Source organism: Burkholderia sp. Bp9090, from assembly GCF_003857985.1.
GTDB lineage: Bacteria > Pseudomonadota > Gammaproteobacteria > Burkholderiales > Burkholderiaceae > Burkholderia.
Genome location: NZ_QTPV01000019.1, coordinates 100,191 through 121,743, shown reverse-complemented (window position 1 = coordinate 121,743; position 21,553 = coordinate 100,191). Strand labels below are relative to the sequence as shown.

Annotated in this window: 21 protein-coding genes and 1 pseudogene; 15 read left to right on the top strand and 7 right to left on the bottom strand. The window is 67.8% G+C overall.

Annotated elements, in window-relative coordinates; all coding sequences use genetic code 11:
- Positions 1-305, bottom strand: a pseudogene (locus DIE16_RS19115) (hypothetical protein); the annotation flags it as partial.
- A 554-nt stretch (positions 306-859) separates the two neighbouring features.
- On the opposite strand from DIE16_RS19115, the gene DIE16_RS19110 reads away from it, so the two are divergent.
- Both DIE16_RS19110 and DIE16_RS19105 read left to right on the top strand, forming a co-directional pair.
- Complete coding sequence (locus DIE16_RS19110) at positions 860-1,213, top strand: DUF4148 domain-containing protein (RefSeq protein ID WP_124893172.1); 354 nt, start codon at positions 860-862, stop codon at positions 1,211-1,213.
- Positions 1,214-1,296: 83 nt separating this feature from the next.
- A complete protein-coding gene (locus tag DIE16_RS19105) occupies positions 1,297-2,088 on the top strand; it encodes an alpha/beta fold hydrolase (protein ID WP_044849026.1) in 792 nt (263 codons plus the stop codon).
- Positions 2,089-2,256: 168 nt separating this feature from the next.
- Here the strand turns inward: DIE16_RS19105 and DIE16_RS36635 are convergent, their stop codons facing one another.
- A complete protein-coding gene (locus tag DIE16_RS36635) occupies positions 2,257-2,394 on the bottom strand; it encodes a hypothetical protein (protein ID WP_185735482.1) in 138 nt (45 codons plus the stop codon).
- A gap of 221 nt (positions 2,395-2,615) precedes the next feature.
- Here DIE16_RS36635 and DIE16_RS19100 point away from each other — a divergent pair, with 221 nt between their 5' ends.
- From DIE16_RS19100 to DIE16_RS19080, 5 genes are all read left to right on the top strand, one after another.
- On the top strand, positions 2,616-3,086 hold the full coding sequence (locus DIE16_RS19100; RefSeq protein WP_044849009.1) for a rhodanese-like domain-containing protein: 471 nt from the start codon (positions 2,616-2,618) through the stop codon (positions 3,084-3,086).
- 28 nt (positions 3,087-3,114) lie between these two features.
- Positions 3,115-4,074, top strand: coding sequence for a serine O-acetyltransferase EpsC (gene epsC, locus DIE16_RS19095; RefSeq protein ID WP_044849008.1), 960 nt, complete (start codon positions 3,115-3,117; stop codon positions 4,072-4,074).
- Positions 4,071-4,292, top strand: a complete 222-nt coding sequence (locus DIE16_RS19090; RefSeq protein WP_044849007.1) for a helix-turn-helix domain-containing protein — start codon at positions 4,071-4,073, stop codon at positions 4,290-4,292. Before epsC ends, DIE16_RS19090 begins: the two co-directional genes overlap by 4 nt.
- 135 nt (positions 4,293-4,427) lie before the next feature.
- Positions 4,428-5,360: a family 2A encapsulin nanocompartment shell protein gene (locus DIE16_RS19085; protein ID WP_034205507.1), complete on the top strand. Its 933-nt coding sequence runs from the start codon at positions 4,428-4,430 to the stop codon at positions 5,358-5,360.
- Positions 5,335-7,338, top strand: a complete 2,004-nt coding sequence (locus DIE16_RS19080; RefSeq protein ID WP_124893170.1) for a family 2A encapsulin nanocompartment cargo protein cysteine desulfurase — start codon at positions 5,335-5,337, stop codon at positions 7,336-7,338. The genes DIE16_RS19085 and DIE16_RS19080 overlap by 26 nt, the downstream gene beginning before the upstream one ends.
- Before the next feature lie 93 nt (positions 7,339-7,431).
- Here the strand turns inward: DIE16_RS19080 and DIE16_RS19075 are convergent, their stop codons facing one another.
- A complete protein-coding gene (locus DIE16_RS19075) occupies positions 7,432-8,046 on the bottom strand; it encodes a LysE family translocator (RefSeq protein ID WP_124893168.1) in 615 nt (204 codons plus the stop codon).
- Between the two features lie 259 nt (positions 8,047-8,305).
- On the opposite strand from DIE16_RS19075, the gene DIE16_RS19070 reads away from it, so the two are divergent.
- Positions 8,306-9,457, top strand: coding sequence for a porin (locus DIE16_RS19070; protein WP_124893166.1), 1,152 nt, complete (start codon positions 8,306-8,308; stop codon positions 9,455-9,457).
- A gap of 125 nt (positions 9,458-9,582) precedes the next feature.
- Here DIE16_RS19070 and groL read toward each other — a convergent pair whose 3' ends face one another.
- The 3 genes from groL to DIE16_RS19055 form a co-directional block, all read right to left on the bottom strand.
- Positions 9,583-11,223 carry a chaperonin GroEL gene (gene groL, locus DIE16_RS19065; RefSeq protein WP_124893164.1) on the bottom strand — a complete coding sequence of 547 codons (1,641 nt, stop codon included), beginning with the start codon at positions 11,221-11,223 and terminating at the stop codon, positions 9,583-9,585.
- Between the two features lie 13 nt (positions 11,224-11,236).
- Positions 11,237-11,527 (bottom strand): co-chaperone GroES, encoded by a 291-nt coding sequence (locus DIE16_RS19060; RefSeq protein ID WP_011356207.1) that lies wholly within the window; start codon positions 11,525-11,527, stop codon positions 11,237-11,239.
- 251 nt (positions 11,528-11,778) lie between these two features.
- Positions 11,779-12,645, bottom strand: coding sequence for a hypothetical protein (locus DIE16_RS19055; protein ID WP_124893162.1), 867 nt, complete (start codon positions 12,643-12,645; stop codon positions 11,779-11,781).
- Between the two features lie 148 nt (positions 12,646-12,793).
- Between DIE16_RS19055 and DIE16_RS19050 the strand changes: the two genes are divergently transcribed.
- From DIE16_RS19050 to DIE16_RS19030, 5 genes are all read left to right on the top strand, one after another.
- Positions 12,794-14,749, top strand: coding sequence for an arylsulfatase (locus DIE16_RS19050; RefSeq protein WP_124571113.1), 1,956 nt, complete (start codon positions 12,794-12,796; stop codon positions 14,747-14,749).
- Between the two features lie 10 nt (positions 14,750-14,759).
- Positions 14,760-15,809 (top strand): formylglycine-generating enzyme family protein, encoded by a 1,050-nt coding sequence (locus tag DIE16_RS19045; protein WP_124571114.1) that lies wholly within the window; start codon positions 14,760-14,762, stop codon positions 15,807-15,809.
- A complete protein-coding gene (locus tag DIE16_RS19040; RefSeq protein WP_124893160.1) occupies positions 15,806-16,615 on the top strand; it encodes a MetQ/NlpA family lipoprotein in 810 nt (269 codons plus the stop codon). Before DIE16_RS19045 ends, DIE16_RS19040 begins: the two co-directional genes overlap by 4 nt.
- Positions 16,609-17,595 (top strand): YkgJ family cysteine cluster protein, encoded by a 987-nt coding sequence (locus DIE16_RS19035; protein WP_124893158.1) that lies wholly within the window; start codon positions 16,609-16,611, stop codon positions 17,593-17,595. Before DIE16_RS19040 ends, DIE16_RS19035 begins: the two co-directional genes overlap by 7 nt.
- A 65-nt stretch (positions 17,596-17,660) precedes the next feature.
- On the top strand, positions 17,661-17,987 hold the full coding sequence (locus tag DIE16_RS19030; protein WP_124520399.1) for an antibiotic biosynthesis monooxygenase: 327 nt from the start codon (positions 17,661-17,663) through the stop codon (positions 17,985-17,987).
- A gap of 62 nt (positions 17,988-18,049) precedes the next feature.
- Here DIE16_RS19030 and DIE16_RS19025 read toward each other — a convergent pair whose 3' ends face one another.
- Entirely contained in the window at positions 18,050-18,982 is a 933-nt protein-coding gene (locus DIE16_RS19025; protein WP_124520398.1) for a LysR family transcriptional regulator, read from the bottom strand.
- A gap of 203 nt (positions 18,983-19,185) precedes the next feature.
- On the opposite strand from DIE16_RS19025, the gene DIE16_RS19020 reads away from it, so the two are divergent.
- Together DIE16_RS19020 and DIE16_RS19015 are read left to right on the top strand one after the other, a co-directional pair.
- Entirely contained in the window at positions 19,186-19,959 is a 774-nt protein-coding gene (locus DIE16_RS19020; protein WP_124893156.1) for a putative hydro-lyase, read from the top strand.
- 244 nt (positions 19,960-20,203) lie between these two features.
- Positions 20,204-21,508: an MFS transporter gene (locus tag DIE16_RS19015; protein WP_044847288.1), complete on the top strand. Its 1,305-nt coding sequence runs from the start codon at positions 20,204-20,206 to the stop codon at positions 21,506-21,508.
- The last annotated feature ends 45 nt before the right edge of the window (positions 21,509-21,553 follow it).

The window sequence follows — 21,553 nt, the reverse complement described above, 5'->3', positions numbered from 1 at the left end:
ATCTGATCGTCCAGACGCCCGAGCCTGCGGTTCAGGCCTTTGCACAGCCCTTCCTCCGACGCCTCGAACCATTCGCCCTCCGAGTTCACCCCATGAGCGAAGATCACGATACCGGGCAAGGGCATCTGCTTGAGACAGATGAGCGGCGTGTTCTTCGCGAACATCGTCACGCCTTCGACGCGGCCGACGACGATCGGCGGCGGTGCCGGCCGAGATGCGGGCGCGTCAGGTGCAGCCGCGTGCGCGACGGGTTCGTCATTGCGCGTGTTTGCTTCCGATCGAGGATCGAAAATTGAATCGGTCATCCAGACTCCTCAACATGCGGGATGCGTTCCACCGCCATCGGACCGACACGGACTGAAAAGATAAGTGTCCGAAGCAAGAGGGAAACGTGATCAGGCGGCGAGCATACTGAATCGGCGCGCATGAAAGACGCGGCCGCCCGAAAACTCCGCGCGGAGCCCGTGATAACGGACACGGATTGTCAGAATGTGTTTCAGGCCCGAATCGGTCGCATGGCTTCGCTGCTGACGTAGAGCGTGGCCTTGCGATTCGCTGTCGTCCGACAGGCGACCATCCGGCGAATCGGCCTCATGACACAGCTGCGCATGACATCGCGTCCGTACTTGGAAGCGCTCGAATCGCTATCGTCCGTGTGTACGTGGCGATGCTGACGGATTTGTATCGCACTGTATCTATCGAGGCTCCGGAAACATCGGATTGCACTGAAGGCGAGTTTTGGAAACATCCCGGATACGTGAGCGGGTTCTACTGTCGACATGCAGAAAACGTTCGGTGCCAAGCGTTCGCACCGGATGCCGAGTGATCGATACCCCACCTTCCTTCCAGGAGAAATCTCATGAAAGCCGCTCGAATCCTCGCAGTTGCCGTACTCGCTTCGATCCCCGTCTTGTCGTTCGCCGATGCCGGCCACGGCCTCACGCGCGCCGATGTGCGCGCCGACCTCGTCCGGCTCGAGCAGGCCGGCTACAACCCGGCCGGCAGCGACGCGCGTTACCCGGACGATATCGCCGCCGCACAGAACGTCATCGCAGCGCAGCAGGTCGCGCGCTCCGACCAGAATGGCCCGTCGAAGTCGCAGGACGACAACGTGGCTGCCGCGTCGGCGCCGGCCTCCCGCTACGCCGCGGCCGACCGGCGCGCCGCACGGAACGCGCGCACGGACGCGGACGATCTGTACGCGCACTCGTGATCCGCGGCCGCGCCCGTGAGACGAGCGGCGCGGCCGCATCGGAAACACTTCAGATGCACAACACGATGAAAAGGAGCATGACGATGGTCGGTTTGACGAAACGGGTTCTGGTGTCCGCGGCGGTGCTCGGCGGGCTGTTCGGTGCGGTCTCGGCGCAGGCGGCGCCCAAGGAAGACCTGAAGGGCACGAACGTCGTGCTGGTGCACGGCGCGTTCGCCGACGGGTCGAGCTGGAACCGCGTGATTCCGCTGCTCGAAGCGCGCGGCCTGCATGTCGTATCGGTGCAGAACCCGCTGAGCTCGCTCGCCGCCGACGCCGCCGCGACGAAGCGCGCGATCGACGAGCAGAAGGGGCCCGTCGTGCTGGTCGGCCATTCGTGGGCCGGTGTCGTGATCAGCGATGCGGGCAACGACGACAAGGTGAAGTCGCTCGTCTACGTCGCCGCGTTCGCGCCGGACAACGGCCAGTCGATCGCCGACGTCACGCAGGGGCTGCCGGCACCGTCGTGGGCCGGCGAGTTGCGCAACGATGCGGGCGGTTTCGCGACGCTGTCGGACAAGGCGATCGCACAGGATTTCGCGCCGGACCTGCCGCCCGCGCAGCAGCGCGTCGTCGCGGCGACGCAGGGGCCGTGGTACGGTGGCTGCATTTCGGAGAAGGTCGCGCAGGCCGCGTGGCATGCGAAGCCGTCGTCGTTCGTCGTCGCGACGCAGGACCGGATGATCGATCCGAAGCTGCAGGAGGCGATGGCGAAGCGGATCGGCGCGACGGTCACGCGTGTGAACGGCAGCCACGTCGCGATGCTGAGCCAGCCGAAAGCCGTGGCCGACGCGATCATCGCGGCCGCGGAACGTGCGAAGCAGGATGCGCAGTGAGTGAACCCGGCGATCAACGCGGTGGTCGAGCATCGGCCCGACGACGTGCGCCGGCAGGCCGACGAGGTGGATCGCGCGATTGCCCGCGGCGACGATCCGGGCCGCTGATGCGGTGACGGGCGTGGTGCGTCGGCGATGCACCGCGCCCGCCGCCTGCCGTTCGCCGATTCATTGAAGCATGCGCCGTTCGACCCGGCGCACGATTCCATCGCGGATTCCATCACGACGTGCGGCGCGCGTCGCATGCGGCATCGTTCCCGGCTTCGCCGCCGCCGATCCTTTCAAAAAACCTTCGATGCGCGACATCGAACGGCCATCGCTCCCCGTCCTCCGCACGAATCCGCCCCAATTGCGCGCGTCTGCTATTGCATTTCACGCGCTGCTGATTAGGAAATGAATTTTTATTGGTTCTGCTTCCCCAAGCGCGCTCGCATAGTGGGGCTGACGGCTATAGACAGCACGCAAGCTGCACCGGCCGCATTCCCGGCATGTTTGATCATACGAATCTGCGAGAACAAGGAAGCGTGATGACGTTTGCATTGGAAGAACGAACCGCCGCCCAGCAGGCGCTCGAAGACGCCCGCGCGGCGGCCGCAGCGGCGGGCACGCCGTACGCGGGCGGCGTGGCGCCGGAAGCCGCGTGGGCGCTCTTTTCCGCCGGCGACGCGTTGCTGGTCGACGTGCGCACCGCGGAAGAACGGAAATTCGTCGGCCACGTGCCGGAGTCGCTGCACGTGCCGTGGGCGACCGGCACGAGCCTGACGCGCAACCCGCGCTTCGTGCGCGAACTGGAAGCGAAGACCGGCAAGGACGCGGTCGTGCTGTTGCTCTGCCGCAGCGGCAACCGCTCCGCGCAGGCAGCCGAGGCCGCGGCCAAAGGCGGCTTCACGCAGGTATTCAACGTGCTCGAAGGGTTCGAGGGCGACCTCGACGAACAGCAGCATCGCGGCGGCAGCAACGGCTGGCGCCATCGCGGCCTGCCGTGGGCGCAGGACTGAGTCACGGCCGTTACGGGGAGAAGTCAGCATGGCCGCATTCGATATCGACGACATCGTTCAGTCGCTCCAGACCGTGCGCCGCGCGTGGCGCGAGAAGCAGCGGCGCTCGCTCGAACCGGGCGGGCGCGACCTGCCGGCGCGCGAGGCGCTCGCACAGATCATCGGCGCGCTCAAGGGCGTGCTGTTCCCGATGCGGCTCGGGCCGCCCGACCTGCGGCAGGAGAGCGAGAACTTCTATGTGGCCCACGCGCTCGACGCGGCGCTGAACGCGCTGCTTGCGCAGGTGACGCTCGAGCTGCGCTACGCGGCGCGGCAACGCAACGCCGACGCGCAGATCGACGAAGCGGCCGCCACGGCCGTGCAGGCCTTCGCGGCACGCCTGCCCGACATCCGCCGGCTGCTCGACAGCGACGTGCTGGCCGCGTTCCACGGCGATCCGGCGGCGGGCAGCGTCGACGAAGTGCTGCTGTGCTATCCCGGCATTCTCGCGATGATCCACCACCGGCTCGCGCACGAGCTGTACCGGCTCGGGCTGCCGCTGCTCGCGCGGATCATCGCTGAGCAGGCGCATGCGGAAACCGGCATCGACATTCACCCGGGCGCGCGGATCGGCGGCGGCTTCTTCATCGACCACGGCACGGGTGTCGTGATCGGCGAGACCGCGATCATCGGCGAGCGCGTGCGCGTGTACCAGGCGGTCACGCTCGGCGCGAAGCGCTTCCCGCGCGATGCGGCCGGTCATCTGGAGAAGGGGCTCGCGCGCCACCCGATCGTCGAGGACGACGTGGTGATCTATGCGGGCGCAACGATCCTCGGGCGCGTGACGATCGGCCGCGGCGCGGTGATCGGCGGCAACGTGTGGCTCACGCAGGACGTGCCGGCGGGCGCGAACATCACGCAGGCCGTGCTGCGCAGCGAGGCGAATGCCGCGCCGCGCGCGCGGAGCGAGCCGGCCGAGCCGGTGCCCGACGCACAGGTGACGACATGAGCGACCTGATCCAGCACTTCGGCGCCAACGTGCGCAAGCTGCGCGAGGCGCGCACGTGGTCGCAGGAGCAGCTCGCCGAACACGCGGGGCTGAACCGCTCGTACGTCGGCGAGATCGAGCGCGGCGAGGCGATCGCCTCGATCGTCACCGCCGACAAGATCGCGCGCGCGTTCGACGTGTCGATCTCGACGCTGTTGCCCGGCGTGTCCGTCGCCTGACGCATTCCGCTTCCTTTCCCATTCGGTGGTGCCGCGTGACGGCTATAGCATGTTGAGCCGGCAGGTGCGTGCTTCCGATAATCACCCAGCGTCATAAGCAATCCCGTTTTTCATCTTAAGAACCCGGAGCCACACATGTCGACCGTTGCAAGCGGCACGGCCGCGCTGAGCGATCACGCCGCCCGCCAACTAGCGAACGCTACCAAGACCGTCCCGCAGCTTTCCACGATTACGCCGCGCTGGCTGACCCATCTGCTGCAGTGGGTGCCGGTCGAGGCCGGCATCTACCGCCTGAACCAGGTGAAGAACCCGGAAGCCGTGCGCGCCGCGTGCACGCAGCTCGAGGACGAAAGCGTGCTGCCGCAGACCTTCGTGCCGTACGAGGAACAGCCGCGCGAGTATTTTCTGAACGCGGTGAGCACGGTGCTCGACGTGCATACGCGGATCTCCGATCTCTACAGCAGTCCCCATGACCAGATCAAGGAACAGCTGCGCCTGACGATCGAGACGATCAAGGAGCTGCAGGAAAGCCAGCTGATCAACAACCCGGACTACGGGCTGCTCGCGAACGTGACCGACGAACAGCGGATTTTCCCGTTGACGGGCGCGCCGACGCCGGACGACCTCGACGAACTGCTGACCAAGGTATGGAAGGAACCGGCGTTCTTCCTCACGCACCCGCTCGCGATCGCCGCGTTCGGCCGCGAATGCACGCGGCGCGGCGTGCCGCCGCCGACGGTCAGCCTGTTTGGCTCGCAGTTCCTCACGTGGCGCGGCATTCCGCTGATCCCGTCGGACAAGGTGCCGGTCGCGGACGGCAAGACCAAGATCCTGCTGCTGCGTGTCGGCGACAAGCGCCAGGGCGTGGTCGGCCTCTATCAGCCGGGCGTCGCGGGCGAGCAGGGGCCGGGCCTGTCGGTGCGCTTCATGGGGATCAACAACCAGGCGATCGCGTCGTACCTGATCTCGCTGTACTGCTCGCTCGCGGTCCATTCGCCGGATGCGCTGGCTGTCCTCGATGACGTCGAAATCGCCAAGTACCATGACTATCCCGACACCTACCGTTAATCCCGGCTCGGCCGGCAGCGACGCGCTCGCGTTGCCGCACGCGCCGCTGCCGGCCGGCCTGCCCGATCCGGCGGCGCTCGCGCGGCTCGCGTCCGAGTTCTTCGCGACGCCGCCCGGGCAGGCCACCGCGCCCGGGCTGTCGGCGGGCAGCGGGGCGGTCGGCGGCGTGCCGTCGGCGCTGCCGGCTGCCGCGCCGATCCTCGCGTCGGTGAGCAATCCGGCGCCGGGCGGCTCGCCGCTCGCGGGGCCGGGCGGCACGGGCACCGGCGTGCCGGGCCTCGCGCTGCCGCAAGGCAAGGCGCCCGGCACGAACCTCGCGCCGTCCGCGCCGACGCACGTGCTGTCGCTCGGCAATCGCGTGCCCGCGCTCGCGCCGCACGCGGCCGCGCAGAACGGGCTGCCCGACAACGCGGTGTCGATCGCGCCCGCGTTCGAGCCGCGCGTCGGCGGCGCGGCGCTCGGCGTGCCGCAGGCGCAGGCGGCGGTGTCGGAGGGCGCGGTGCCGGCCGCGTCGCCGTTTTACTTCACCGACGGCTCGCGGCAGGGCTGGCAGGCGACGCCGCAGGACATCGTCGTGCCGTCGAACGGCCTCGCGTCGCCGGAAGCGTTCGGGCTGCCGGGGGACGATGCGCTGCGCGAACTGCTCGCCGTGCAGCGCGACGTGCCGGTGTCGCGCGCATCGGGCGGCGAGGTGCCGCGTTACTTCATCGACGATACGCGTGCGGCCGAGCCGCAAGGCCAGTTGTATCGCGGCGCACACCCGCCGTTCGACGTGAACGCGATCCGCCGCGACTTCCCGATCCTGCAGGAGCGCGTGAACGGCAAGCAGCTCGTCTGGTTCGACAACGCGGCGACGACGCACAAGCCGCAGGCCGTGATCGACCGACTCGCGTATTTCTATGCGCACGAGAACTCGAACATTCACCGCGCGGCACATGCATTGGCCGGCCGTGCGACGGATGCGTACGAGCATGCGCGGGAAACGGTGCAGCGCTTCATCGGCGCGTCGTCGCCGGACGAGATCGTGTTCGTGCGCGGCACCACCGAGGCGATCAACCTGATCGCGAAGTCGTGGGGCGTGCAGAACGTCGGCGAAGGCGACGAGATCATCGTGTCGAACCTCGAGCATCACGCGAACATCGTGCCGTGGCAGCAGCTTGCCGCGCTCAAGGGCGCGAAGCTGCGCGTGATTCCGGTCGACGATTCGGGGCAGGTGCTGCTCGACGAATACCGGAAGCTGCTCAACGACCGCACGAAGATCGTGTCCGTCACGCAGGTGTCGAATGCGCTCGGCACGGTCGTGCCGGTGAAGGAGATCGTCGATCTCGCGCATCGCGCGGGCGCGAAGGCGCTGGTCGACGGCGCGCAGTCGATCTCGCACATGCGCGTCGACGTGCAGGCGCTCGATGCGGATTTCTTCGTGTTCTCCGGGCACAAGATCTACGGGCCGACCGGGATCGGCGTCGTGTACGGCAAGCGCGCGATCCTCGACGACATGCCGCCCTGGCAGGGCGGCGGCAACATGATCGCGGACGTGACGTTCGAGCGCACGGTGTTCCAGCCGCCGCCGAACCGCTTCGAGGCCGGCACCGGCAACATCGCGGATGCGGTGGGGCTCGGCGCGGCGCTCGACTACGTGAGCCGCGTCGGTATCGAGAACATCGCGCGTTACGAGCACGACCTGCTCGCGTATGCGACGAGCGTGCTCGCGCCGGTGCCGGGCGTGCGGCTCGTCGGCACCGCGCGCGACAAGGCGAGCGTGCTGTCGTTCGTGCTGAAGGGCTATGAGACCGAGGAAGTCGGGCAGGCGCTGAACGAAGAGGGCATCGCGGTGCGCTCCGGGCATCACTGCGCGCAGCCGATCCTGCGGCGCTTCGGGCTCGAGGCGACGGTGCGGCCGTCGCTGGCGTTCTACAACACGTGCGATGAGGTCGATGCGCTCGTGAGCGTCGTGAGAAGGCTGGCGGCACGGCGCTGAGGCGCGCGGCATGCGGAAAGGCCGCTTGCGACTCCCGGCAACGGGGCGTCGCAAGCGGCCTTTTTTCGTGGCGATGCGGCAGCGCGACGGCGCTCAGCGCCCGGCCAGCATGCGCCCGCCGAGCCCCATCAGCAGCAGCCCGGCCGTCGTGTCGAGCACGGCCTTGCGCCGGATCAGCAGCCGGCGCACCGACGGATGCGATGCGAGCAGCGCCATCGCGCAGTACCACGCGCCCGAAATCCAGATCGACAGCACGACGACCGTGAGATCGAGCCACACCGGCGTATGCGCCGGCACCATCAACGCGAAGATGCTGCCGTAGAACGCGACGGATTTCGGGTTCGTCATGCTGACCACGTAGCCCTTCTTCGCGGCCTGCCAGCCGGAGGACGCGGGCGGCGCGGACACGGCGAGCGGCTTGCGTGCGCTCAGCACCATCTTCAGGCCGAGCCAGATCAGGTACGTGGCGCCTGCCAGTCGCAGCGCGGTGTGCACCCAGGCGACGTGGGTCACGAGCAGGCCGAGGCCGGCAATCGCGATCGCGGCCCAGGTGCCCGATGCGGCGGCGAGGCCGAGCCCGGTCATCACGCCGGCGCGGCGCTGCGCGAGCGCGGTGGACGTGACGATCACGAAGTTCGGGCCGGGGCTGGCCACGCTGAGCAGCAGGACGCCGGCGAGCGGCAGCAGGGTGTTGATGGTGGTCGACATGGCGCGGGCGGCGAAGCGGCGGAAGGAGCGTTCATCTTACCCCGGCGTGCCGTCGATGGCGCCGCGCGGTCGTTTCGGCACCGGCCGGCGGGCGTGCGCCGCACGCCGCCGCCATTGTTGAGCGCGTTGGAAAGGTGCAATCCGGAATCGGCGATAGGTGTCGCGAATATGACCGATTATTCTCCCGAGCGCAGTACCGTCCGCCGGCCGCAAATGCTGTCGGACTGCTTACAAAATCAATCGCTCAGGGAGGCCTTTCATGAACCGCATCGTCGTATCCGGTGGTGTCGGCGCGGTGTTCGCCGTAGCAGCGGCATCACCCGCCTTTGCGCAGAGTTCCGTCACGTTGTATGGCCTCGTCGATACGGCGATCCGCTATCAGACGAACGCCGGCCCCGACGGCCGGGACCTGGTCGGCATGACGGTCGGCCCGGAAACGCACAGCCGCTGGGGCTTGCGTGGCAGCGAGGATCTCGGCGGGGGCCTCGCGGCGATCTTCCGTCTCGAGAACGGCTTCGAGCTCGGCGACGGCAGGCTGCACGTCGCGAACACGCTGTTCAGCCGGCAGGCGTACGTCGGCCTGGCGAGCGACCGGTACGGCTCGCTGACCTTCGGCAACCAGTACGCGCCGCTGTACGACACGATGGGCGACGTGTTCGACCCGATGACCGTCGGCGACTACTGGCAGGACAGCTGGGCGTACAACGGCATCGGCAACTACCTGACGGTGCCGAACTCGGTGAAGTACAAGTTCTCGACCAACGGCTTCAGCGTCGATGCGATCTACGGGTTCGGCAATCATGCCGGTGCAATGGGTCTCGACAGCACGTACGGTGTCGAGCTGACCTACGCGCAAGGGCCCGCGTCGATCAACGCCGGCTTCCAGCAGACCTCGGTATCGTCCGTGAACGGCAGCGCGGTCAACGGCGCGAAGGTGAACTTCCTGCACGTGAGCGGTGCGTACCAGGTCACGCCGTCCGTGCGCCTGCTGGCCGGCTGGCTGCACGGGCGGGACAAGACGGGTACGACCGACTTCAACATGCAGCAGGCCGGCGCGCCCACGCTCGGTGGCGGCAGCCCGAATCGTATCGACGATACGTTCTACGTCGGCGCGAACTGGCAGGCTACCGCGCCGCTGCTGATCACGGTGGCCGGCTATTACGGCCACGCGCGCAATGCGGAGCGGCTCGACGGCACGCTCGGCTCCGGGATCAACTACTCGGCGACCGTGCTGGCCGAATATGCGCTGTCGAAGCACACCGAGGTATACGGCACGGTCGATTTCGCGCGCGGCAACGGCGCGTTCGCGGCCGACTATCCGGGCGCCACCAACCGGCTCACCGGCAAGGTCGACCAGATCGGCAGGACCAACAACGTCGGGGCCGCGATCGGCCTGCGCCAGATGTTCTGACGACGGCGCGCGCGGCGGACGGCGCGCGCGGCGTTCACGCATGAAAAAACGCGTGGCGACCGGTGCCGCCACGCGTCGTGGATCGAAACGCGGTTGCCCGGTTCGGGCGGCCGCGCACAGCGATGTCAGAAATCGAACCCGGGCCCGCCCGCACCCGGCCCGCCCGGCAACGCGGCCGGCGCCGCATCCTTCGGCGCTTCGAACACGGTCGCGTCGGTCGTCAGCAGCAGCCCCGCGACCGATGCCGCGTTCTGCAGCGCCGTGCGCGTGACCTTGGTCGGATCGAGCACGCCCGACTCGACGAGGTCGCCGTATTCGCCGGTCTGCGCGTTGTAGCCGAAGTTGCCCGTGCCTTCCGCGACCTTCGCGACGACCACGCTCGCTTCCTCGCCCGCGTTCGTGACGATCTGGCGCAGCGGTTCCTCGAGCGCGCGCAGCACGATCTTGACGCCCGCGTCCTGATCGGCGTTCGCGCCCTTGAGTGCGCGGATCGCCTGCCGCACGCGGATCAGCGCGACGCCGCCGCCCGGCACGATGCCTTCCTCGACGGCCGCGCGCGTCGCGTGCAGCGCGTCGTCGACGCGGTCCTTTTTCTCCTTCACTTCGATCTCGGTCGCGCCGCCGACCTTGATCACCGCGACGCCGCCCGCGAGCTTGGCCACGCGTTCCTGCAGCTTTTCACGATCGTAGTCGGAGGTTGCTTCCTCGATCTGCACGCGGATCTGCTTCACGCGGGCCTCGATGTTCTTCGCGTCGCCCGCGCCGTCGATCACGGTCGTGTTTTCCTTGCCGACCTCGATGCGCTTGGCCTGGCCGAGTTCGGCGAGCGTCGCCTTCTCGAGCGTGAGGCCCGTTTCCTCGGCGACGACCTGGCCGCCGGTCAGGATCGCGATGTCTTCCAGCAGCGCCTTGCGGCGATCGCCGAAGCCCGGCGCCTTGACCGCGACCGTCTTCAGGATGCCGCGGATGTTGTTCACGACCAGCGTCGCGAGCGCTTCGCCTTCGACGTCTTCCGCGATGATCAGCAGCGGCCGGCCCGACTTCGCGACCTGCTCCAGCACCGGCAGCAGGTCGCGGATGTTCGAGATCTTCTTGTCGTGCAGCAGGATGTACGGGTTCTCGATCTCGGCGATCTGCTTGTCGGCGTTGTTGATGAAGTACGGCGACAGGTAGCCGCGGTCGAACTGCAGCCCTTCGACGACGTCGAGCTCGTCGGCGAGCGACTTGCCGTCCTCGACGGTGATCACGCCTTCCTTGCCGACGCGATCGATCGCCTCGGCGATGCGCTGACCGATCGATTCCTCGCCGTTCGCGGAGATCGTCGCGACCTGCGCGATTTCCTTGCTGGTGGTGGTCGGCTTGCTGATCTTCTTCAGCTCGTCGACGGCCGCTGCCACCGCCTTGTCGATGCCGCGCTTCAGGTCGAGCGGGTTGAGCCCGGCCGCGACGTATTTCTGGCCTTCACGCACGATCGCCTGCGCGAGCACGGTGGCCGTCGTCGTGCCGTCGCCGGCGGCGTCGCTGGTGCGCGACGCGACTTCCTTCACGAGTTGCGCGCCGATGTTCTGCAGCTTGTCCGCGAGTTCGATTTCCTTCGCGACCGACACGCCGTCCTTCGTGACGACGGGTGCGCCGAAGCTGCGTTCGAGCACGACGTTGCGGCCCTTCGGCCCGAGCGTGACCTTCACCGCGTTCGCGAGAATGTTGACGCCTTCGGTCAGCTTCGCACGTGCGACGTCGCTGAAAATGATTTCCTTCGCTGCCATGATTTGCACTCCGTTATTGATTGACGACCGCGACGATGTCTTCCTCGCGCAGCACGAGGAATTCATTGCCGTCCACCTTGACCGCCTGGCCCGCGTACTTGCCGAACAGCACGCGTTCGCCGACCTGCAGGTCGGGCACGATGCGCTGGCCGTCCGCGTCCTTGCGGCCGGGGCCGACGGCAATCACTTCGCCCTGGTCGGGCTTTTCCGCGGCGCTGTCGGGGATCACGATGCCCGAGGCGGTGGTGGTTTCCTGGTCGAGTCGTTTCACGATGACCCGGTCGTGCAAGGGGCGTAGGCTCATCTGTCCGTCCTGTTCTGTTGTGTCGAAATTGGCTGGCACTCTTTAGCAGAGAGTGCTGACGAGTATAAAAACGCGCGACGGCGCGATCCAATAACGGATTCCGAAATGCATTTGCGTGCAGGCGCTATGGACGAATGGTGCGCGGCGTGCGGCGTCACGAAGCGCGAGCGTATGGCCTCCATCGCACACTCGCCCTAGTGGGGGCCATCAGCGTGGCAACGACGGATGAAGCCCGACGACGACTCGGCTGGCTACGCATCGCCCGACAGCGCTGCTGAACGCGATGTGTTCTTTTCCGCGTTCTCCAACGTTCGCCGCAACAACGTCAGTTCGATTAGCTCGAGTTGGTAGGCGAAGCGCGACTGGACGCGCTTCAGCATCATCGAGCCGACGGACAGGCCGAAAACCAGCGCGATACCCCAGAGAATCGCCGTATTGATGAAGTTTCCGGAGACGAATCCGTTCGTCAGCGTGTTCCGCAGCCACGGCAATCCGCCCGCATCTTTGATATTGGTGAGCGTGATGGCAAGAAGCGCATAGGCCGCCGTACCTCCGCCGAAGAATGAAACGACCCGTGAGTCGAGGCGCTTCACCTTGAGTTGCAGGCAATGCTGCGCGTATTTCAGTGTGTTGTCGGCATAGCTGTTCAGAAGCCGTGCGCTTTTCTCATCAGTCTCTATCTCGCGAATGAGCGTATCCAGCGCTTCCTGTTTCCAGCGAAACATCTGAATGACGCCGACGATGGGTTCAACGATGAGAGAAAGAAGGCTCAGGACCACGGTGAACGCATAGAGCACCAAGGCCGGCGCCGTTTGCCACTCTGCAGGCGCCAGTTTGTGCCATACCACCATCAAGAGGAGCAGCAGGAAACAAATGCCGCCGCCACCAAGCAGAAGTATCGAGCCCTTCCGCGCTCGCTCCATCGACAGTGCTTTTGCCGGCCGGTAAGGCTCGAACGTAGAGAGGGTTTTCAGTAGTTCCTTGATTTTCAACATGAGGTCTCCGATGAACATTTCACGGTCGGGCGGCATACACGCGTTGTGCTTTCGGCCGACAACGATATGCGGTCGCATGCTTTCATCGCGGTATGCGATCGGATTATGCGTTCGGAATTTCATTTCCTATCTCGATATCGGGGATGAGCAGCACGGGCCAGCGTGGGCCGCCGTGCATATTCCTGCTCCCCGTTAGCATGTGACGAATCCGACTTTGGGCGCCGCGCGGGCGCCGCTAAGATCGCCGATCCGTAATCGAGCGTTCGACAAAATGAAAAAGTCCGCGTCGCCGTTGCATGCCTTCCGTTTCCGTGTCGTCTGCGCCGCGATTGCCGGCGCGTTGTCGCTCGCATCGTGCGGGGGCGTCGACAGCGATGCGCCGTCGCAGTCCGCCGCGACACCGCCGCAGGCCGCGAAGCGCCCGAACATCCTGTACATCATGGCTGACGATCTCGGCTACTCCGACATCCATGCATTCGGCGGCGAGATCAACACGCCGAACCTCGACGCGCTCGTCGCGTCGGGCCGCATCCTGTCGAACCACCACACGGGCACCGTCTGCGCGATCACGCGCGCGATGCTGATTTCCGGCACCGACCACCACCTCGTCGGCGAAGGCACGATGGGCGTGCCGACCGACGAGCGGCGCGGGCTGCCCGGCTACGAGGGCTACCTGAACGATCGCGCGCTGTCGTTCGCACAACTACTGAAGGACGCCGGCTATCACACGTACATCGCCGGCAAGTGGCACATCGGCTCGGGGATCGTCGGCAGTGCGACGGGCAGCGGACAGACGCCCGACCAGTGGGGCTTCGAGCGCAGCTACGTGCTGCTCGGCGGCGCGGCGACGAACCATTTCGCGCACGAGCCGGCCGGCTCGTCGAACTACACGGAAGACGGCAGCTACGTGCAGCCGGGCCAGCCCGGACAGCCGGGCGGCGCGGGCGGCAATCCGGCCGTGTTCTACTCGACGGACTTCTATACGCAGAAGCTGATCTCGTACATCGATGCGAACAGGCAGGACGGCAAGCCGTTCTTCGCGTACGCGGCCTACACGTCGCCGCACTGGCCGCTGCAGGTGCCGGACCCGTGGCTGCACAAGTACGCGGGCGTATACGACGCCGGCTACGATGCGATCCGCAACGCGCGGATCGCGCGGCAGAAGGCGCTCGGCCTGATCCCCGCCGACTTCAAGCCGTTCGACGGCCTGCCCGAAACGACGGCCGCGTCGCCGGCGACGGCGAACAACGGCACCGCGAACGCGAAGTACATCAGCGCCGTGCATTCCGCCGCCGACGGCTACAGCGACTACGGCACCGGCAAGGTCGACAAGCTGTGGGCGAGCCTGAGCCCGGCCGAGCGCCGCGCGCAGGCGCGCTACATGGAAATCTACGCGGGGATGGTCGAGAATCTCGACTACAACATCGGCCTCCTGATCCAGCACCTGAAGGACATCGGCGAATACGACAACACGTTCATCATGTTCCAGTCGGACAACGGCGCGGAAGGCTGGCCGATCGACTCCGGCGCGGACCCGACGGCGACCGACACCGCGAACGGGCAGGAGCCGGTCTATTCGACGCTCGGCACCGACAACGGCAAGCAGAACGCGCAACGGCTGCAGTACGGGCTGCGCTGGGCCGAAGTGAGCGCGACGCCGTTCCGGCTCACGAAGGGTTATTCGGCCGAAGGCGGCGTGTCGACGCCGACGATCGTGCGGCTGCCGGGGCAGACACGCCAGTTGCCGACGCTGCGCGCGTTCACGCACGTGACCGACAACACGGCGACCTTCCTCGCGGTCGCGGGCGTCACGCCGCCGTCGCAACCGGCGCCGCCGCTCGTGAACACGCTGACGGGCGTCGACCAGAACAAGGGCAAGGTCGTCTACAACAACCGCTACGTCTATCCGCCGACGGGCCAGTCGCTGCTGCCGGTGCTCACCGGCTCGGCGACGGGCGAGGTGCATACCACGCCGTTCGGCGACGAAGCGTACGGCCGCGCATACCTGCGCAGCGCCGACGGCCGCTGGAAGGCGTTGTGGACCGAACCGCCGCTCGGGCCGCTCGATGGCCACTGGCAGCTGTACGACCTTGCGGCGGATCGCGGCGAGACGACCGACGTGTCGGCGCAGAACCCGTCGGTGATCAGCACGCTCGTCGACCAGTGGAAGACGTACATGAGCAACGTCGGCGGGGTGGAACCGCTGCGTCCGCGCGGCTACTACTGAGGACGGCACGATGCGGTTCCGCTTCCGGACACTCGGCGCGGCGCTCGCGGCCACGCTGTTCGCGGCTGCGTTCGCCGTCGGCTATGCGAGCCCGTCGGCGTCGCCCGCCGGCGCCTTCGACGACGCGAATCGCGGCCGCCCGCTCGTGCCGCTCGGCTCGGAGCGGCAGTGCGAGCGCTACTCGGGCCTGCCCGCGAAGTGGCGCGACGACCCGAAGGCCGGGATGGTGCACCTGAGCGGCGGCGCGTTCGTGTTCGGCAGCACACGCGGCTATGCGGACGAGCGTCCGGCGGGCGACGGCAAGACGCGCGTCGGCGGCTTCTGGATCGACCAGACCGACGTGACGATCGCGCAGTTCGCCGCGTTCGTGCAGGCGACCGGCTACGTGACCGAGGCCGAGCAGCAGGGCGGCGCGGCCGTGTTTCATGTGCCGACGCGCGACGAGCTGAACGCGCGCGACCTCGCATGGTGGACCTGGGTGAAGGGCGCATCGTGGCGGCAGCCGCGCGGCCCCGGCAGCAGCGTCGACGGGCTCGGCAACCTGCCCGTCACGCTCGTCACGCAGCGCGACGCGCTCGCGTATGCGCGCTGGCTCGGCCGCGATCTGCCGACCGAAGCCGAATGGGAATACGCGGGCAAGGCCGGTCGCGACGACGCGTCGCTCGATGCGGCGCCGCGCGACGCGCAGGGCAAGCCGGCCGCGAACTACTGGCAGGGCGCGTTCCCGGTGCTCGATACGGCCGAGGACGGCCACGCGGGCCTCGCACCGGTCGGCTGTTATGCGGCGAACGGTTTCCATCTGTACGACATGATCGGCAACGCGTGGGAATGGACGAAGGACACATACACGGGCCAGCATCAGTCGCACACGAACGGCGACACGGCGGCCGTCGCACCGCCGACGCGCCGGCACGACACGCCGATGGTGATCAAGGGCGGCTCGTTCCTGTGCTCGCGCGATTACTGCGTGCGCTATCGCGCGTCGTCGCGCGAGCAGCAGGAAGCGGATCTCGGTGCATCGCATATCGGGTTTCGCACGATTCTGAGGGATGCGTCATGAAGAGGGTGATGCATTGCGTTGCCGCGTCGCTGATCGTTGCGTGCGGTGTTGCCCATTCGGGCTGGATCGTTGCGGCCGAAACCGTCACGTCGACGATCCGCGTCGGCGTGACGCGCGGCGTGCATGCGGACATCCTGGACGAGGTGAAGCGTGTCGCCGCCACGCGCGGGCTGAATGTCGACGTCGTCGAATTCGACGACGCGTCGCGCATCGATACCGCGCTCGCCGACGGCAGGATCGACGCGGCGAGCTTCGAGGACGCGCAGCGCCTTGCCGCGACGCGCACGGCGAAAGGTCATGCACTGAACGCCGTCGCGCCGACCGTCACGCTGCCGATGGCGCTCTATTCGCGCAAGATCAGGAGTCTGAACGAACTGCAGCCCGGCGCGACGGTCGCGATCCCGGCCGATCCGCGCGGGATGGCTCGCGCGCTCGTGCTGCTGCAGAACGACACGCTGGTGACGCTGCGCGACCAGGCCGGCCTGCACGCGACGCTGCGCGACGTGACGGGCAACCGGCTCGCGCTGAAGCTCGTCGCGCTGCGCCGCGACCGGCTGCATGCGGCGCTCGACTCGGCCGCGTTCGTCGCGATCGACTACGAGGACGCCGCGCGCGCTGGGCTGCAACCGGCGCGCGACAGCATCAATCTCGAGGATGCGCGCTCGCCGTATGCGAACGTGCTGACCGTGCGCGACGCCGACCGCACGAAGCCGTGGGTCGCGCAGCTCGTCGCCGCGTATCACTCGCACGACGTCGCGCATTTCATCCTGACGCGCTATCGGGACTCGGTGCGGCGGCCGTGGTAGACGACTACCGCCTCGCGTGCAATGCGTGCGGCCGCTGCTGCAACAGCGCGCCGACGCTGTCGTTGCGCGAACTGTTCCGGCATCGGCACCGCTTCGTCGGCGCGCTGACGATCCATCGTGTGCCGAAGCGGCGCATCGGTGAACGAACGCGCGCGGGCGGACGCGAGCATGCGCTCGACGCGGACGACATCGCCGCCTGCGATGCGCTCGCGAACGCGTTGTTCCACCGCGCACGCGGCGCGAACGACGAATGGATTGCGCTGACGCTTCAGGGCTACGACTATCCGTCGCTCGGGCGCTGTCCTGCATTGGCCGACGACGGCCGCTGCAGCGTGCATGCGGACAAGCCTTCGATCTGCGGCGCCGTGCCGCTCGATCCGATGCTGCCGGACCGCCTGCAATCCCGCGTGCTCGCCGGGCGGCGCGACGAGACGGCGTGGCTCGGTGCGAATTGCATCGTCGGCGCGGACGGCGGCTCGGCTTCCCTCGATATGGCGTCGGCGCTGCCGCTCGTGACGGCAGGGCAGCTCGCGGACCGCGCGGCGCTCGACACGTTTCGCGATGCGCTCGCGTTCGAGCGTGCGGTATGGCGCGACGCGGTGTTCGCATCGCTGATCGACGGCGGACCGCAGGTGCGCGCGGCGTTGGCGCGGCTTGCGCCCGGCGGTTACCTGACGATGTCGATCGTGCCGGTGCTGCTGGCGGTCGCATCGGTGTCCGCACATTGCCGCGCGTTGTGCATCGACTTCATCGACGCGCAGCGCGCGTTGATCGACGCACGTATCGAGGCGGCGCTCGCACGCCGTCGTCTCGACGACCGGCCGGCGACGGCCGAATTGCGCGGCTTTGCGCAGGCACTCGAACGTGCGGGGAACGCACTCGCCGCCATGCCGGCCGCCACGGCGGGCACGCGCACCGACGCCCCGCGCATCGACGCGTGGCTCGACGATCGGCACGCTTCCATCGCGCTCACCGCGTGACACCGGCGGCACGCCGCGCGTGCCTTACACTTGGCGCTCTTTCAACCGTCTCCGATGGGGCGCGCATGTACGCATCGACCTTCATTTTCCGCGCAGGGCAATACGACGACGAATTCCACCGCCTCGACCGGCAGATCGCCGACATGGCGCGCGCGACGCCCGGCTACCTCGGCGAGGAGACGTGGGAGAACGCCGAGGCGGGGCTGATCCAGAACGTCTACTACTGGGAATCGGAGGCGGCGCTGCGGCAGTTGATGCAGCATCCCGCGCATCTGGAAGCGAAGGCGAAGCAGGCGCGCTGGCTGGACGGCTATCGCGTGGTGATCTCGCAGGTGCTGCACGAGTACGGCGACGGCAAGCTCGCGCAGCCGCATGCGCGGCAGCCGGCGTAAGCCGATCGCCGAACGGGCGATTCAGGCGCCGTGCGTGATCCGCCCGGCATCGCCACACGACATCAAAGCGCCTCGACCAGCAGCCGGTTGCTCTTCTCGCAATACTCGTGACACGCGGCGCGTGCCGCGATCGACGCGCCATGCACGAACTTCGGCGCGTCCGCCCGCCGTGACATCGACACGACGATCGACGGCGGCGACGGCTGCAGCGGCAGCTCGACGACCTCGCCGCTCGCGATCAGCGCATCCACGAACAGCACCGGAATCGCGGCGACGCCGAAGCCGTCGCGCACGAGCTGCACGATCACCGAGATCGACGGCGAGCCGGTGATGCGCGTCTCCGACAGCGGCACGCCATGCGCGTGCGCGAGTGTGCGCACGATGTCCTCGAGCGCGCGGTGCGGCGCGGTACCGCGCCCGTAGGTCAGGATCGGCTGGCGCAGCACCTGCCGCGCGAGGCCGGCGCGCGCAGTCGGCAGCAGCCCCGCGCGCGCGATCCAGCGCACCGGATAGTTCGCGAGCGCGTCACAGACGACCGACGCCTCGTCGCTTCCCTCCACGCGAATGATCAGGTCCAGTTCGCCGGCCATCAGCCGGCGCTGCAGCACGACACTGACGTCGACGGTCAGGTCGATCTCCAGTTGCGGATAGTCGGCGGCGAGGCGGCGCAGGTAATGCGGCAGCCAGCTGTGCACGACCGTCTCGATCACGCCGAGCCGCAACTTGCCGCGCAGCGCGCTTTCGCCGGCCGCGGCGGCCTGCAGCTCGTGTGTCGCCTCGACGACGGCCTTCGCATAGCCGAGCAGGTACTCGCCGTTCGGCGTGAGCCGGAATTCGCGGCTGTCGCGGTCGACGAGAACGGTCTGCAATTCGTCCTCGAGCGCCTTCAGGCGCTGCGAGATCGCGGCCGGCGTCGCATGCAGCGCGGCGGCCGTCGTGCGGAAGTTGCGCAGCTTCGCGAGCGTGACGAAGGTTTCGAGGAAACGCGTGTTCATGGCGGTCGGCAAGGCGTTGGGCGCGCAGCTTGCCCCGCTGAAAAAATGAACGGGACTGGGGAAAACCCGGCTTCGTGTAAAGAAATTCTATACACGCGACGCAAAAAAACTCGTTGGCGACAAAATTTTTTCTTTTCTATTCTTCGCCGTATCCGCTGACGCAACCGTCATTCCGACGACATATCGATCTGCCCGCGACCATCATGACGCCTACCGAATTCCGCCAGTCCGTGCGCAACGGCACGTTTCGCAGCCCGACGGCCGGCCAGTGCGGCCCGTTCGCGCAAGCCAATCTTGCGATCCTGCCGAACGCGTACGCGCACGATTTCCTGCGCTTCTGCCAGGCGAACCCGAAAGCGTGCCCGCTGCTGGGCGTGGGCGAACCCGGCGCGTTCCGGCTCGACGTGCTCGGCGAGGATCTCGACATCCGCACCGACGTGCCGAGCTACAACGTCTACCGCGACGGGCGCCTGACGGAGCGGGTCGAATCGCTCGAAGCGCTGTGGCGCGACGATTTCGTCGTGTTCGCGATCGGCTGCTCGTTCTCGTTCGAGGACATGCTGGCGCGCGAAGGGATCGGGCTGCGCCACATCGAGGAGGGTCGCAACGTGCCGATGTACCGTACGACGATTCCGAACCGGCGCGCGGGAATCTTCGGCGGCCAGCTGGTCGTGTCGATGCGGCCGCTGCGCGGCGCCGACGCGATCCGCGCGGTGCAGATCACGAGCCGGTTCCCGGGCGTGCACGGCGCGCCGGTCCATATCGGCCATCCGCAGGAACTGGGCATCGCCGATCTCGCCGCGCCCGATTTCGGCGACGCGGTGACGGTGCGCGACGGCGAACTGCCGGTGTTCTGGGCGTGCGGCGTGACGCCGCAAACCGCGCTGATGGACGCGAAGCTGCCGCTCGCGATCGCGCATACGCCCGGCTACATGCTGATGACCGACATCACGAACGCGTCGCTGGCCGTGTTCTGACCCGACCGACGCCGGCGGCCCGCACGGGCGCCGGTCCGGCCCCGACGCGGCGGCATGCCGCGACCACAGACGATTCGGCCGCCCGGAGGGCGGCGCGCACCCTTGGCCCGACGAGTGCGATGCACGCACGACGCGCACGACACGCACGACACGCACGACACGCACGACACGCACGACACGCACCACACGCACCACACGCACCACACGCAAGGTTTCGACCGCATATTTCGACAGGAGCTTCACCATGGAAAGCAAGACCCTCGCGGCGCCCGCCGCCGACCCCGCGGGCCCCGCACGCAACGGCCTGTTCGGATGGTATGCGGACGCGCAGCCGCGCGAACGCCGCGCGTTCTGGAGCTGCAAGGTCGGCTACATGCTCGACGGGATGGATACACAGATGCTGTCGTTCGTGATCCCGACGCTCGTCGCGACCTGGGGCATCTCGCTCGCGGACGCCGGCTTCATCGGCACGATGACGCTGCTCGCGTCGGCGCTCGGCGGCTGGATCGCGGGCATCCTGTCCGACCGGATCGGCCGCGTGCGCACGCTGCAGCTGACGGTGCTGTGGTTCGCCGTGTTCACCGCGCTGTGCGGGCTCGCGCAGAACTATCACCAGCTGCTCGCGGCGCGCGCGCTGATGGGCTTCGGCTTCGGCGGCGAATGGACGGCCGGCGCGGTGCTGATCGGCGAAGTGATCCGCGCCCGCGATCGCGGCAAGGCGGTCGGCCTCGTGCAGTCGGGCTGGGCGATCGGCTGGGGGCTGTCGGCGCTGCTGTATGCGCTGCTGTTCTCGGTGCTGCCGGCCGAACAGGCCTGGCGCGCGCTGTTCCTCGTCGGCCTCGCGCCGGCGCTGCTGGTGGTCGTGATCCGCCGCTACGTGAAGGAGCCGGACGTCTACGAGAAGGAGAAGGCCACGCAGGCGAAGGTAGCCGACGCGCCGCGCCTCACCGAAATCTTCGCGCCGAAGCTGCTGTCGACGACGCTGCGCGCGGCGCTGCTGACTACCGGCGCGCAGGGCGGCTACTACGCGATCACGACCTGGCTGCCGACCTTCCTGAAGACCGAGCGGCACCTGACCGTGATGGGCACCGGCGGCTATCTCGCGATGATCATCTTCGGCTCGTGGGTCGGCTACCTGACGAGCGCGTACCTGACCGACCGGCTCGGCCGCAAGCCGAACTTCATCCTGTTCGCGCTCGGCTCGATGGTGATCGCGTTCGCCTACACGTCGCCGGTGCTGCACCTCACGAACGCGTCGATGCTGTGGCTCGGCTTCCCGCTCGGTTTCTTCGCATCGGGCATCTTCTCCGGGATGGGGGCGTTCCTCACCGAGCTGTTCCCGACGCGGGTGCGCGGCTCGGGCCAGGGCTTCTGCTACAACGTGGGCCGCGCGATCGGCGCCCTGTTCCCGTTCCTGATCGGCGCGCTGTCGAAGCACTACGGGCTCGGCGCGAGCATCGGGATCTTCGCGGTCGCCGCCTACGGCGTGTTGATCGTCGCCGCGCTGACGCTGCCCGAGACGCGCGGCCGCGAACTCGACGCCGCATAAGGCTGCATGGGCGGGCGCCCGCCCGCCGCCTTTCTACCGCTCCCT

What these genes read in the sequence shown, in the direction of transcription:
- DIE16_RS19040 (WP_124893160.1), top strand. Translation starts at nt 15,806, where the DNA reads ATGAAGAGGGTGATGCATTGCGTTGCCGCGTCGCTGATCGTTGCGTGC.
- DIE16_RS19050 (WP_124571113.1), top strand. Translation starts at nt 12,794, where the DNA reads ATGAAAAAGTCCGCGTCGCCGTTGCATGCCTTCCGTTTCCGTGTCGTC.
- DIE16_RS19105 (WP_044849026.1), top strand. Translation starts at nt 1,297, where the DNA reads ATGGTCGGTTTGACGAAACGGGTTCTGGTGTCCGCGGCGGTGCTCGGC.
- DIE16_RS19030 (WP_124520399.1), top strand. Translation starts at nt 17,661, where the DNA reads ATGTACGCATCGACCTTCATTTTCCGCGCAGGGCAATACGACGACGAA.
- DIE16_RS19075 (WP_124893168.1), bottom strand. Translation starts at nt 8,046, where the DNA reads ATGTCGACCACCATCAACACCCTGCTGCCGCTCGCCGGCGTCCTGCTG.
- DIE16_RS19060 (WP_011356207.1), bottom strand. Translation starts at nt 11,527, where the DNA reads ATGAGCCTACGCCCCTTGCACGACCGGGTCATCGTGAAACGACTCGAC.
- DIE16_RS19080 (WP_124893170.1), top strand. Translation starts at nt 5,335, where the DNA reads ATGACTATCCCGACACCTACCGTTAATCCCGGCTCGGCCGGCAGCGAC.
- epsC (WP_044849008.1), top strand. Translation starts at nt 3,115, where the DNA reads ATGGCCGCATTCGATATCGACGACATCGTTCAGTCGCTCCAGACCGTG.
- DIE16_RS19085 (WP_034205507.1), top strand. Translation starts at nt 4,428, where the DNA reads ATGTCGACCGTTGCAAGCGGCACGGCCGCGCTGAGCGATCACGCCGCC.
- DIE16_RS19055 (WP_124893162.1), bottom strand. Translation starts at nt 12,645, where the DNA reads ATGAAATTCCGAACGCATAATCCGATCGCATACCGCGATGAAAGCATG.
- DIE16_RS19045 (WP_124571114.1), top strand. Translation starts at nt 14,760, where the DNA reads ATGCGGTTCCGCTTCCGGACACTCGGCGCGGCGCTCGCGGCCACGCTG.
- DIE16_RS19020 (WP_124893156.1), top strand. Translation starts at nt 19,186, where the DNA reads ATGACGCCTACCGAATTCCGCCAGTCCGTGCGCAACGGCACGTTTCGC.
- DIE16_RS19090 (WP_044849007.1), top strand. Translation starts at nt 4,071, where the DNA reads ATGAGCGACCTGATCCAGCACTTCGGCGCCAACGTGCGCAAGCTGCGC.
- DIE16_RS19100 (WP_044849009.1), top strand. Translation starts at nt 2,616, where the DNA reads ATGACGTTTGCATTGGAAGAACGAACCGCCGCCCAGCAGGCGCTCGAA.
- DIE16_RS19015 (WP_044847288.1), top strand. Translation starts at nt 20,204, where the DNA reads ATGGAAAGCAAGACCCTCGCGGCGCCCGCCGCCGACCCCGCGGGCCCC.
- DIE16_RS19070 (WP_124893166.1), top strand. Translation starts at nt 8,306, where the DNA reads ATGAACCGCATCGTCGTATCCGGTGGTGTCGGCGCGGTGTTCGCCGTA.
- groL (WP_124893164.1), bottom strand. Translation starts at nt 11,223, where the DNA reads ATGGCAGCGAAGGAAATCATTTTCAGCGACGTCGCACGTGCGAAGCTG.
- DIE16_RS19025 (WP_124520398.1), bottom strand. Translation starts at nt 18,982, where the DNA reads ATGAACACGCGTTTCCTCGAAACCTTCGTCACGCTCGCGAAGCTGCGC.
- DIE16_RS36635 (WP_185735482.1), bottom strand. Translation starts at nt 2,394, where the DNA reads ATGTCGCGCATCGAAGGTTTTTTGAAAGGATCGGCGGCGGCGAAGCCG.
- DIE16_RS19110 (WP_124893172.1), top strand. Translation starts at nt 860, where the DNA reads ATGAAAGCCGCTCGAATCCTCGCAGTTGCCGTACTCGCTTCGATCCCC.